Source organism: Neorhizobium sp. PAMB6630 (assembly GCF_058242775.1).
This window is the reverse complement of record NZ_JBZAYV010000004.1, coordinates 12,709-24,922: the sequence shown is the minus strand read 5'-3', so window position 1 is coordinate 24,922 and position 12,214 is coordinate 12,709. Positions and strand designations below refer to the sequence as shown.

The following is a 12,214-nucleotide window of genomic DNA, read 5'->3' as shown; positions in this document are numbered from 1 at the left end:
GTGGGGATGAGTATGAGACTGACACGATTTTCCGTAGGCCGCGATGCAGCGGTCCGAAACCCTTCGCGCCGGTTGCTGGCCACAACGGCCTGTGCCTTTGCGCTGCTCGCGGGACCGGGCAGCCTGACGGTCCGGGCGCAGGACGCAACGGCGACCGCGGCAACGCGCACTTACGACATTCCGGGCCAGCCGCTGGCCAATGCACTGAAAGCCTTCGGCCGCCAGTCCGGCCTGCAGATTTCGCTGGCCGCCGAGGCTGCTCGCGGGATCACGTCGGCGGCCGTCAGCGGCCGCTTCACCGCCGAGGCCGGGCTTGAAAAACTGCTGTCGGGCACTGGCATTTCCTATCGCATCAGCGGTGGCGTCGTCGTGGTCGGTGACCAGTCGTCGTCGGCGGCTGGGGCAAACGCTGCGCCGGCGGCCGATGGTTCGGTAACCCTCGACAAGATCCACGTGACCGGCGAGCGCGCGGCAACCGCTGTGAACTCGGTCAATATCGGCGCCCAGCAGCTTGAGGCGCGCAATCCCTCGAGCATTGCCGACGTCTTCCGCGATGAACCGGGCGTCAGTGTCGGCAGTTCCATGCCGACGTCGCAGAAGGTCTATGTCAACGGCGTCGAGGAAACCAACCTTGCCGTCAGCATCGATGGCAGCCGGCAGAACAACCGCGTCTTCCACCACAATGCCACCACGCTGATCGATCCGTCGCTGTTGAAGGCTGTCGATGTCGATGCCGGGATCGCACCGGCCGATGCCGGCCCCGGCGCACTTGCCGGCTCCATCGCCTACGAGACCAAGGACGCCGGGGACATGCTCTCTGCAGACGGCGTTGGCGGCATGGTGTCTGAAACCTACAATTCCAACAGCCAGACCTTTACCACCGGCCTTGGCGGCTGGGGCATGAAGGACGGCTTCGAGTTCCTGGGTTTCCTCAACTACGGCAAGGGCGACAATTACGAGGCCGGCAACGGCGACGAGGTGCGCGGCACCGAAACCAACCTGTTGAGCGGCATCGGCAAGATTGCGTTTGAGGCCGACAGCGGCGACCGTTTCGAAATCAGCCACGAACGCGTCCGCGACGATGCCGAGCGTCCTTACCGTGCCAATGCCAGCGTCGTCACCACCGGCCGCCCCTGGGAGCCGGGATACCGCAACTATCTGCTGGAGCGGGAAAACACGGTCTTCACCTATACGGACACCACGCCGGAAGGCTGGTGGGATCCGACATTCCGTCTCGCCTACAGCCACAGCTCTGTGGAAACGCCGATCTTTTATAACGCCGGTGGCGGCGTTGGCGCATCCTATGGCGGGCTTGGCGAGAGCGGCAGCGTCAACGGCAAGTTCGAAAACAAGTTTGCGCTCGACAATGGCAATATTGTCGCCGGCGTTGATTTCTACAGCGACAAGATCGAACTCGATACCGATTTCGATAGCGAGGATGCCACCGAAAAAGCCCGCAATATCGGCATCTACAGCCAGGCACGGCTGGAGCCGATGGATGCAATGCGGTTGTCCTTCGGCGGGCGCGTCGACAAGCAGTGGTTCGAAGGCACCACCGGCCAGCAATGGGACCATGCCGGCGTCAGCGGCAATGGCTCGGTCGAATACGACCTCACCAGCTTCCTCACGGCCAAGGCCGGCGCCTCGCATGTCTGGGCCGGCATTCCGATGGCCGAGAGCTTCATCATGAACCCCAAGTGGAACTACGGCGCCGATGGCCCGGAGGTGACGACCGCCAACAACATCATGGCCGGACTTGAACTCCACCATGACGGCTATAGCGCTGAGGCGAGCGTCTTTCGCAGCAACATTCGCGATGCGCGTGTCGCCAAATATTCCGCGTCGCTGGCCAACCAGAACTACGATGTGGAGACAAAGGGCTTCGAACTCGGCGTCGGTTATGACTGGACCGATGGTTTCATCAAGGTCAAGTACGCCCATATCGAGGCCGAAATCGATGGCAAGCCGGCCGATTCCGATACGGGCAACTACCTGACGACGCCGGTTGGCGACATCATCACCGTCTCGGCAGGCCACACCATTGCCGACTGGGGTCTGACCCTCGGTGGCGACGTGGAAATCGCACCGTCCTACGAGGATGGCGATACCACCTACGCCTCTTACAATGTCGTCAACATCTACACCGAGTGGAAGCCGGAGAGCATGCCGCACATGACCTTCCGGGCGGAGGTGCAGAACCTGTTTGACGAGACCTATGCCAGCCGCGCCACCTACGGGCAGGAATTCACCAATGTGACGCCCCTTTACGAACAGGGCCGCGCTTTCCTGGTCTCGATGAAGGCGACCTTCTGACCACCGAAGACCATCCTTCGCCGGGCAGCCGGCGAAGGATCTTTGCATGTCGGGTGAAACCTATCGAATGAAGCGTGACGAGGAGAGCGCCATGATGGAGATCGGTAACGGGTGGCGGCACCCTTGCGCACCGCAGGCGCCAGAGCCTGCCTGCCGGGAAGCGTGGTCATGACCGGCTGCGTCCATGATCGGGCAGCGGTCAAATCTCGGGAGATTGCGGCCGCGGCCACGTTCCAGAGTTTTGCCAACTGCTATATCCGCGAGATCGATCAGGGCCGGTGCGCCTTGATGACGATCGACGGGAACGATTGCCCCTGCCTCGACTGGTATCTTTCTGCACAACACCTTCATCTGAGGGCGGTGCTTGGCCGCGATAGCCGCGTTGGCCCCAAATCTTTCGGCCCCCTTTTCAGCCGTCACGCCAGCGAAAGCGTCTGGCGGTCGACCGATCCCCTCTGGGCGGTGCAGTGCCTCGTCCACGATCTGACGCAGAAAACGCAATGCCAGGCCCGCCCCGGCGCAGGGCTGGAACTGATGCTGCGGACATTGCAAAGCTGCGAACGGATGGCCGGCCTTCTTGGCGCACGGGTCGAGACATTCGACAACCAGCCGCAGGCCTTTATCGAGAGCGAACAGTCGCTGGTTTTCGGCCACTGGATGCATCCGACACCCAAAAGCCTTGCCGGCATGAGCGACTGGCAGACGCCCACCTATGCGCCTGAAGGCGGCGGCCGGTTTCAGCTGGAATATTTTGCCGCCACGCGTGCGCTGGTGCGGGACTGCTCGGTTGCGGGCGATCTGGATTTGATCCTGCGCGAACTTGCCGGCGATCTCTCGGACAGGGTGCCGCTTCTACCGGACGAGGTTCTGCTGCCGATGCATCCGTTGCAGGCGCAGGCACTGCTGCTGGATCCACGGATCGTTGCGGCAATGGAGCGCGGCGTTCTGCGCCACCTTGGCCGCGCAGGCATCGAATTTACCGCGACCTCATCGGTTCGCACCGTGGCCTCGGACTTCAGCGACTGGATGCTGAAATTCTCGCTGCCGGTGAAGATCACCAATTCGCGACGCCTCAACCGGCTGCACGAACTGCAGGCGGGCGTTGCCATGGCCCGCCTTGTCGATCTACTTCAACTGGCAAAGCGGCTGCCAAAACTCGCTTTTCTGCGCGACCCCGCCTATCGGACACTTGATCTCGGCGATGGCACCGAAAGCGGCTTCGAGGTGATTTTTCGGGAAAACCCCTATCGTAGCGAGGCCGGCTATGGTGTGGTCAGCCTTGCGGCGCTGACAGCCCCTGCCCTGCCCGGAGAGATTTCGCGGCTTCGCGCCGTGGTGGAACGCGCCGCCCGCGAGGCCGGTCTTTCCCGCGAAGACGCCGCTCTCCGCTGGTTCGACCGCTATCTGGACTGCGCCCTGTCATCGCTGGTCCGGCTTTACGACGAGACAGGCATTGCGCTTGAAGCCCACCAGCAGAACATGCTGATCGATGTCTCGCAAGGCTGGCCGACAAAGGTCATTTACCGCGACAGCCAGGGCTTTTATCTGTCAAAACGGCATGAAGCGTCCCTCTGCGCGGCCCTGCCCGACCTTCGCAACATTGCCGATCTGTTTTACCCCGAGGCCGAGATCCAAAGGCGCTTTGGCTATTATCTCGTGGTCAACCAGGTCTTTGCCGTGATCCACCGGCTAGGCGCCGAGGGACTTGCGGATGAGGAGACGCTGCTTCAGCGCCTGCGCGCGCATCTGCGATCCGAGATGAAGAGCCTGCGCGGCTCCGGTCTTGATTTCGTCCGCCACCTCCTCGACAGCCGAACGCTGACGACCAAGGCCAATCTCGGCGCAAGAGTTGCAGGCATCGACGAGCTGGAGGGTGGCGCCGGGGCCTCGCTTTATTGCGAAATGCCAAATCCCCTGCATCCCGCCTTTACCGGCGCAGCGAGATCTCACGATGCCCTTGCCTCTTGATCTCTGCGACCGACCGGAGGAACGGGTTCTGCGGCAGCTGGTTTCCGCCTTGCTGTTCGAAGGGGTTATCTGCCCGTTGAAGACCGACGCGCCGGACGGAGCAACCCTCCTTGCCATCGGCGCGGCGGAGATGCGAGCGCACCTACTGAAAGGCCCTTTCGGCCGGCCACGCATAAAGCCCGGTTCGCTCGCCTTGCGGCACTCCGAAACCGGGGACTGGATTACGGCTGAACTCGACGATCTCGTGCGCCTTCTGCCAGTGCCGGAAGCGGCGCGGGAAAAACTTCTGGCCGAGCTTCAAGGCACGATCACATTCCTCGGGCAAGACCGCGATCTTCCCGTGCCGGCCGACCGCCGCGCACTGACCTTTGACAGGCTCGATTGTGCTCTGGCCGAGGCGCATCCCTATCACCCCTGTTTCAAGTCGCGCACGGGCTTCAGCCTTCAGGACAACGCGCTCTTTGGGCCTGAGGCCGGCCGGCCCTTCCAGCTGCACTGGATCGCGGTGAAGCGTGCGGATGTCCGCGAGGCGCTGCCTGCCGATGCCCACGTGTTCTGGACGGAAGAACTTGGCGAGGCCGGGTTTTCCGGGCTGTTGTCGCAGATGAAGCAGAAGGGCGTCGCGCTCGATACCCATGAACTGCTACCGGTCCATCCTTGGCAATGGCGGCACCTGAAAAACGGGCTGCTGGCGGAATGGCTGGCCGATGGTATCGTCTCGCTTGGCGAACACGGCGCCCCCTACCGCGCGACGCAATCGATCCGCACGCTGGTCAACCATGCCGACCCGGCCCGCGCCCATGTGAAACTGCCGCTCGACATCGTCAACACGTCCTCGCTGCGGGTGCTGGAGCCGCATTCGATCGTGACTGCACCGCATCTGTCGGCCTGGCTTGCGCGGCTGGTTGCGGGCGATGCCGCCTTTGATGAACGCTATCCGCTGACGATCCTTGAGGAATATGCCGGCATCCGGGTCGATCCGCATGGGGCGCTCGATGGAAAACTCGGGCTGATGCTGCGCGAAAGCCCGAAGGTCGAAGCCGACGAACAGGCGGTGCCCTTCAACGCGCTGATGATGATCGAGGCGGACGGAAAACCCTTCATCGCGCCTTGGGTTGACCGCCATGGCCTGATCCCCTGGATGCGGCGGATGCTGGAGGTGACGGTCCTGCCCGTCTGGCACCTGATGGTGCATCACGGCGTGGCGCTCGAAGCCCACGGCCAGAACATGATCCTCGTTCTGCGCAATGGCTGGCCGGAGCGGCTGATCCTGCGCGATTTCCACGAAAGCGTCGAATTCTGCCCCGCACTGCTGCGCCATCCTGAGGACCTGCCGGATTTTGCCACCATCGACCCTGTTTATGCCGGCGCGCCGTCGGACGCCTATTACTGGACCGACCATCCGAACGAGTTGCGTGAACTGGTGATGGACTGCCTGTTCATTTATTGCCTGACGGAGGTCTCGCTGCTGATCGAGACAGCCTACGGCTTTCCCGAGCAGGCTTTCTGGGATCTCGTGACGGAATGCCTCGACACCTATGCTGGCGCCTATCCCGACGCGGCGCGGCTCGCGCTCTTTGCCCATGACCATCCGGAAATTTCGACGGAATCGCTGTTGTCGCGCAAGCTCTTCCGTGACCGCAGCCTGTTTCGCCACCGCGTGCCCAATCCACTCGGCGCCCGACAAAGGAGTGACCAGACATGATCCGCATCGACGGAACCTTCCATGACCGCGCCGAGATCGACGCCCGGGGAGAGGCATTCCTTGCCGCATCAGGCATAACCGATCCGCGCCTCAGCGTGGCCGTTTGCCTCTCGGACACGATCGACTGGCTTGCGGCTTTCTTCGCGATCCGGCGTCTTGGCGCAAGCATCCTGCCGCTTCTTCCGGGCACGCCGCTTGCGACGGCGCGAAAGCTCGCCCTGGAGGCCGGCTGCCACCGTCTCTATCATGGCGGCACGACCGGCGAGATGCTCGCAGAGCCGGATGCGCAAAGCCGGACCGGGCATCTCCTTCAGATGAGTTCCGGCACAACGGGGGCTGCGAAATGCGTTGCGCGCAGCTGGGTGGATATCGACCTGGAGCTTGCCGACTACGTCTCCTTCTTCCGCGAACCGCAGGAGATGACGCCGGTGATCGCCTGCCCCACCACCCATTCCTATGGGCTTATCTGCGGGCTGCTGGTTGGCCTGAAGCGCGGGCGCGTGCCGCATGTGGTCAACACGACCAATCCCAAACACCTGATCAAGGTGTTGCGCGAGACCGAGCGACCGATCCTTTATTCCTCGCCCGCCATGCTCCACACGCTGGCGCGCCTCATGCCTGCGGAGGAAAAGGTGCATGCGATCATGACTTCGGGCACGCTGTTGCCGGAAAGCTGGTTTGCCACCATCCGCAGCCGCACGGAGCGTTTTTACCAGCAATATGGCTGCTCGGAAGCGGGCTGCGTGGCAATCAACGACGACCTTGCCCATGCCGCCGACATGGGCCGCATCCTGCCACGTTTTTCGCTGGCGGAAGACGGCACCCCCACCCGCCCCGTCGAGATCGTGTTGAACGGGCAGGCGCGCATCGAGACGAAGGATCTCGGTTATCGCCGTGCCGATGGCATGCTGGTCTTCGTCTCAAGGCTCGATGATACGGTGAACGTCTCCGGCCTCAACGTCTATCCCGGGGATGTCGAGGACGCGGCGATGGCCGCAGACGCCGTGACCGACGCCGTTGCCTTTCGCGTGCCGGATCCCTTTGCCGGGGAGCGGGTGGCGCTCGTTTATTCGGCGACCCGGCTTGTTCCGCCAGCCGAGCTGCGGGAGCGGCTGATCGCTGTTTTGCAGCCGCATCAGGTGCCGATGCATCTTGTGCAGGTGGATGAGGTGCCGCGCCAGGCAAACGGCAAGATCAGCCGCCGGGGGATTGCACACCGCTTTCTCGCGGGCGAATTCGACCATCAGAAGGAGTATGCCTCGTGACCCGAAGCGACGTCATCGACGCCATCCGCCAGGTGCTTGCCGGCCCCATGCAGCACCGCCGCATGGAGGATTTTTCCGAAACGGCAAGGTTGAACGAGGACCTTTATCTGGATTCCATCCTGATCCTGCAGGTCTTCCTCAATCTGGAACTCGAACACGGGCTGATGGCCGATGATGCGGTGATCAGCGCCAAGAACATTGTCACCGTCGGCGATCTCGCGGATCTCTTCGTGGAAACCGAAGAGGCGGCCCTGGCCGAGCCTGCGGCGGCGGCAGAACCGATGCTCGAATACGAGGGCGGGGTCCATGGCGAAGACTATTTCGACGTCAAGGTGCACTGCTTCGTCAGCTGCCTCTGCGACGGGTTGAAGCGCCGCGGCATCGACCACCGGCCCTTCTATTTCGGCATCTGGGATGCGCCCTTCGGCCTCGGACCACGGCACGAATTGCTCTATCACGATGCAAGCGTCAGCCATGAGCCGTTCCGCCTGTGGTTCGAGACGCTGTTCCGGGCACCGGTCACGCCCTGGTACGACCACGGCCGCAGCAAGGAGCAGAATATCGCGACCTTCCTCGATCTTCTGCGCAAACGGAGCGAGACCGAAGGCGTGATGGTGATGCTCGACCTCTTCCACCTGCCGGAGCGCGAGAACAAGTTCAACCAGAACCCCTTTCCGCATTACCTGATGCCGGAAACGACTGATGACCCAGAGGTCTTCTTCGTCCGCGATCCCGATTTCCGCTGGGAAGGCCCGATTGCCCGGGATCTGGTGTTGAACGCCATCGCGCAACCGACCGTGGCAGGCGGTTATCGCTTCGACAGCGCAGACTTTCAGCCGGCTGAGGACACCGATGTCGCGAACTATCTCGACACCTGCCTGATCCGCGACCGCAATCCGCTGATCGATGCGCTGCGGACGATCCTCGCCGCCCACGCGGACGGGCGCGACGGGCTGGCGCTTCAAGACCTCACGTCCGGCCTACGCGAACTGCCGGTGCTCGCCATCCGCAAATATGCCTACGAGCACGGCTTTGCCTTCATCTGGCGCGCAGCCCGCCTGCCAAACAGCGAATTCGAGCATTGGTGCGTCGAGATCGAAGCCTTGCACCAGGAGTTAAAAAACATCCATTTTGCCGCCATGAAGCTGGCCCAGACCGGCGACCGGCGGCTGATCGAAGATGTCAGCCGGCGGATCGACCGGGCAGACGCGCTGGAATTTTCCATCAAGGCCGGGCTTGCCACAGCGTTTGATGCCTGGCGCGAGGGTCTTCCCAAAGCATCCGAAACGCCCCGCAAACTGGCCCGCGCCTGATCTACCATGCTTGATATCAAAGGAGAAATCCTCATGACCATGTCTGCCTTCACCCGACGCGCGGTTCTTGCCGCCAGCCTCTGCCTTGCCGCATTCCCGGCCCTTGCGCTCGATGTCGAAACCTATGCCGGCAAGGTCACGGTCGAGGGTACGCCGAAAACGGTCGCCGTCTTCGATATCGCCGCCCTCGATACGCTGCTGGCCATTGGCGTGACGCCGGCCGGTGTTCCGCAAAATCTCTATCTGCCGGAACTGGATGGCCTCAAGGGCAAGGCCGAGGTGGTCGGCGACATCTTTGAGCCCGATCTGGAGGCGCTGAGTGCGCTTTCGCCTGATCTCATCATCGTCGGCGGCCGTTCCTCCGGCAAGGAGAAGCAGACGGCAAAGGTCGCCCCCTCGCTCGACATGACGATGAACGGTGCAAACGTCATCGAAGAGGCCCGCGACCGAGCCGCAACCTATGGCCGGATTTTCGGCCGACAAGCGGAGGCGGACAAGGCGATCGCCGATTTCGATAGCGCTCTCGAACGGGCAAAATCTGCCGTGGCGGGCAAGGGTAAAGGTCTGATCCTGATGACCAACGGGCCAAAGATCACCGCCTATGGCATCGAGTCCCGCTTCGGCTGGGTTCACAAGGCACTCGACCTGCCGCCTGCGGTCAACGACGTGCAGGCAGCGACGCATGGCGAGCCCGTGTCATTCGAATTCATCCGAAAAGCCGATCCGGACTGGTTGCTGGTGCTGGACCGCGCGGCCGCCATCGGCGCCAACGACCAGAGCGCCAAGGCAACGCTTTCTAATCCGCTGGTTGCCGAGACCAAGGCCTGGAAGGCCGGCCACGTGATCTACCTGCCCTCCGCCGATTTCTACATTGCAGCCGGAGGGCTGAAGGCGACGGAACGGGTGCTGGCGGCAATCGAGACCGGCTTTTCCGCCAGCCCGTGATGCCTGAAATCGCCACAACTGCACATCGCCGCGTGATCGCAAGCGCCGGGCTCTGCCTGGTGCTTTTGGTCGTTTTGAGCCTTGCAATCGGGGTCGAGGATCTGTCTCTCAGCGGTGCGGATGGTGCAATGCCGCTTGCCGACCTCCTGTCGATCAGCCGTCTGCCGCGTACGCTTGCCGCCGTGCTTGCCGGGGCGGGCCTGGCGGTCGCGGGGCAGATCATGCAGACCTTGACGCGCAACCGGTTTGTCGAACCATCGACCGCCGGCACCGCCCAGAGTGCAGCGCTCGGCATCCTTCTCGTGACGCTGTTCCTGCCGTCAGCCGATCTTGGCCTGAAAGCACTTGTGGCAAGCGGCTGCGCCCTTGCCGGCACCGCCCTTTTCCTCGCCACCGCCCACCGGTTGCCGCCCGAACAACCCTATCTGGTGCCGCTGTTCGGCCTCGTCTATGGCGGTGTGGTGGGAGCCGCCGTCACCTATGTCGCCTGGCAGAACGATCTCCTGCAATATCTCGACATCTGGATGAACGGCGAGTTTTCCGGCGTCCTCAAGGGCCGTTACGAACTGCTGTGGATTGCCGTCCTCGTCGTTGCCGCAGCAATCTTTTTTGCCGACCGGCTGACGATCATGGCGCTCGGCGAAGCGCAGGCGACAAGCCTTGGGCTCAATTATCGCCGAATGACCCAGATCGGGCTCGTGCTGGTCTCGGTCATGTCGGCGCTGTCGGTTGTGGTGGTCGGCCTCATCCCCTTTGTCGGCCTGGTCGTGCCGAACCTCGTCTCGCGGCTGTCCGGCGACAATCTGCGCGGCACGCTGCCGCAGGTGGCACTCGGCGGCGCAATCCTGGTCACCGCCTGCGACATTTTAGGGCGCGTGATCCGTTTTCCCTACGAAATCCCTGTTGGAACAGTGATGGGCGTCGCTGGCCCAGGCATCTTCCTCTGGTTCATTCTGCGAGAGCGGCGCAATGCGTGACCGCCTGCTTCTTGCCGCTCTCCTCTGTCTGGCCTTGGCGGCGATCGCTGCCTTCATGACGGTGAACCTTCGCGGCAATCTTGCCTTCGCGCTGGAACTGCGCGGCATCCGGCTGGCGGCGCTGGTCACGGTGGCGGTCGCCATCGCGCTCTCCACCGTGGTCTTCCAGACGATCACCGGCAACCGCATCCTCACACCCTCGATCATGGGGCTCGACGCGCTCTATCAGTTCGCTCAGGTGGCGCTGGTCTTTGCGCTCGGCGGGCTGGGTTTTGTCTCGCTTTCGCCGCATCTGAAATTCGGCCTTGAGGCAGCAGCACTGATGCTGCTTGCCCTCACCATCATCTGGCCGGCGCTGAAAAGCCGGATGGACCTCACGCTGATGCTGCTGGCCGGCGTGGTGATCGGCGGGCTTTTCCGCAGCCTGACAAGCCTTTTGGCGCGGCTGATCGATCCGCAGGAATTTGCCGTTGCACAGCGGACGATGGTTGCGAATTTCTCCTCGCCGAACACCGAGCTGCTGGCCATAGCGGCAATCGTTACCCTTCTTGCAGCAGGCTTGCTCTTTGCCCGGCGCAACCTGCTGGACATTGTGGCGCTCGGCCGTGACACGGCCATCGGGCTTGGCGCCGACTGGAACCGGGTCGTGCTGATCCACCTTCTGGTGGTCTCGCTCCTGGTCTCCGTCTCGACCGCGCTCGTCGGCCCCGTCACCTTTTTCGGCCTGCTGATCGCAGCGCTTGCCGAGCGGCTGACGCCGTCGCGCCGTCACGGCCGTGTTTTTGTGACCGCCATGCTGCTCGGCGTGATCGTTCTGGTTGGCGGGCAGACGGTGTTGCAGCATGGGCTCGGCCAGGCCTCCACACTCTCGGTCGTCGTCGATTTCGTCGGCGGCCTCGTCTTCATCCTGCTTCTCTTGAGAAGGCGTCTTCGATGATCGAGATCAAATCCGTCAGTCTTGTCCGCGAAGGTCAGCGCGTGCTTGATGCGATCGACCTGACTTTGCCGAAAGGCGGCATCACCGCTCTGGTTGGCCCGAACGGCGCTGGTAAATCGACGCTGTTGTCGCTCGCAGCCCGCCTGCTGCCGCTACAGGAGGGGTCGATCTCCATCGACGGCCTCCCCGTCTCTTCAACACCGGGAAAAGTGCTGGCCAGAAAACTCGCGATCCTGCGACAAGAATCCGGGACGCCGCCGCGGGTCAGCGTGCGCGAAATGGTCGGCTTCGGCCGGTTTCCCCACAGTGGCGGGCGGATGACGGCCGCGGACCGGGCTCTGGTTGCTGAAGCCCTCGACCGCTTCGAGCTGACGGATCTTGCATCCCGCTCGCTCGACCGTCTCTCAGGCGGCCAAAGGCAGCGGGTGATGGTGGCGATGACCTATGCGCAAGGCTCGGACTATATCCTGCTCGACGAGCCCTTGAACAATCTCGACATGTATCACGCCCGCAAGCTGATGATCGAACTCAGGCGCCTTGCCGACGAGACGGGCCGCACCATCGTCATCGTGCTGCACGACATCAACCATGCCGCGGCAAGCGCTGACCGAATCATCGCCATGAAGAACGGGCGCATCGCGGCTGACGGCACCCCGGAAAAAATCATGCGCACCGAGGTTCTGGAGGCGATCTACGGTTTCCCCGTCGAGGTGGTCGATGCCGGCGGCATGCGGCTTGCGCTGCAATATGCACGGTCCGGACAGCCGCGTGATCAGGCACGACCATCATGA

Annotated in this window: 9 protein-coding genes; all 9 read left to right on the top strand. The window is 62.9% G+C overall.

Going from position 1 to position 12,214, the window contains the following annotated elements; all coding sequences use genetic code 11:
- The first annotated feature begins 12 nt into the window (after positions 1-12).
- The 9 genes from AC4CWF_RS26890 (at position 13) to AC4CWF_RS26850 (ending at position 12,214) form a co-directional block, all read left to right on the top strand.
- A complete protein-coding gene (locus tag AC4CWF_RS26890; RefSeq protein ID WP_491288346.1) occupies positions 13-2,313 on the top strand; it encodes a TonB-dependent receptor in 2,301 nt (766 codons plus the stop codon).
- Positions 2,314-2,424: 111 nt separating this feature from the next.
- Positions 2,425-4,281, top strand: coding sequence for an IucA/IucC family protein (locus AC4CWF_RS26885; RefSeq protein ID WP_491288344.1), 1,857 nt, complete (start codon positions 2,425-2,427; stop codon positions 4,279-4,281).
- Complete coding sequence (locus AC4CWF_RS26880) at positions 4,265-5,986, top strand: IucA/IucC family protein (RefSeq protein WP_491288342.1); 1,722 nt, start codon at positions 4,265-4,267, stop codon at positions 5,984-5,986. The genes AC4CWF_RS26885 and AC4CWF_RS26880 overlap by 17 nt, the downstream gene beginning before the upstream one ends.
- On the top strand, positions 5,983-7,251 hold the full coding sequence (locus tag AC4CWF_RS26875) for an AMP-binding protein (protein WP_491288340.1): 1,269 nt from the start codon (positions 5,983-5,985) through the stop codon (positions 7,249-7,251). The genes AC4CWF_RS26880 and AC4CWF_RS26875 overlap by 4 nt, the downstream gene beginning before the upstream one ends.
- Positions 7,248-8,564, top strand: a complete 1,317-nt coding sequence (locus AC4CWF_RS26870; RefSeq protein ID WP_491288339.1) for a DUF6005 family protein — start codon at positions 7,248-7,250, stop codon at positions 8,562-8,564. Before AC4CWF_RS26875 ends, AC4CWF_RS26870 begins: the two co-directional genes overlap by 4 nt.
- Positions 8,565-8,597: 33 nt before the next feature.
- A complete protein-coding gene (locus tag AC4CWF_RS26865; RefSeq protein ID WP_491288337.1) occupies positions 8,598-9,509 on the top strand; it encodes a siderophore ABC transporter substrate-binding protein in 912 nt (303 codons plus the stop codon).
- On the top strand, positions 9,509-10,486 hold the full coding sequence (locus AC4CWF_RS26860) for an ABC transporter permease (protein ID WP_491288335.1): 978 nt from the start codon (positions 9,509-9,511) through the stop codon (positions 10,484-10,486). Before AC4CWF_RS26865 ends, AC4CWF_RS26860 begins: the two co-directional genes overlap by 1 nt.
- Positions 10,479-11,423 (top strand): iron chelate uptake ABC transporter family permease subunit, encoded by a 945-nt coding sequence (locus AC4CWF_RS26855; RefSeq protein ID WP_491288334.1) that lies wholly within the window; start codon positions 10,479-10,481, stop codon positions 11,421-11,423. Before AC4CWF_RS26860 ends, AC4CWF_RS26855 begins: the two co-directional genes overlap by 8 nt.
- The gene (locus AC4CWF_RS26850) at positions 11,420-12,214 is read left to right on the top strand and encodes an iron ABC transporter ATP-binding protein (RefSeq protein ID WP_491288333.1); all 795 of its coding nucleotides are present in this window, start codon (positions 11,420-11,422) and stop codon (positions 12,212-12,214) included. Before AC4CWF_RS26855 ends, AC4CWF_RS26850 begins: the two co-directional genes overlap by 4 nt.

Excerpts from the sequence above, each read along its gene's own strand:
- AC4CWF_RS26890 (WP_491288346.1), top strand. The coding sequence starts at position 13 with ATGAGACTGACACGATTTTCCGTAGGCCGCGATGCAGCGGTCCGAAAC.
- AC4CWF_RS26880 (WP_491288342.1), top strand. The coding sequence starts at position 4,265 with ATGCCCTTGCCTCTTGATCTCTGCGACCGACCGGAGGAACGGGTTCTG.
- AC4CWF_RS26875 (WP_491288340.1), top strand. The coding sequence starts at position 5,983 with ATGATCCGCATCGACGGAACCTTCCATGACCGCGCCGAGATCGACGCC.
- AC4CWF_RS26865 (WP_491288337.1), top strand. The coding sequence starts at position 8,598 with ATGACCATGTCTGCCTTCACCCGACGCGCGGTTCTTGCCGCCAGCCTC.
- AC4CWF_RS26860 (WP_491288335.1), top strand. The coding sequence starts at position 9,509 with ATGCCTGAAATCGCCACAACTGCACATCGCCGCGTGATCGCAAGCGCC.
- AC4CWF_RS26855 (WP_491288334.1), top strand. The coding sequence starts at position 10,479 with ATGCGTGACCGCCTGCTTCTTGCCGCTCTCCTCTGTCTGGCCTTGGCG.
- AC4CWF_RS26850 (WP_491288333.1), top strand. The coding sequence starts at position 11,420 with ATGATCGAGATCAAATCCGTCAGTCTTGTCCGCGAAGGTCAGCGCGTG.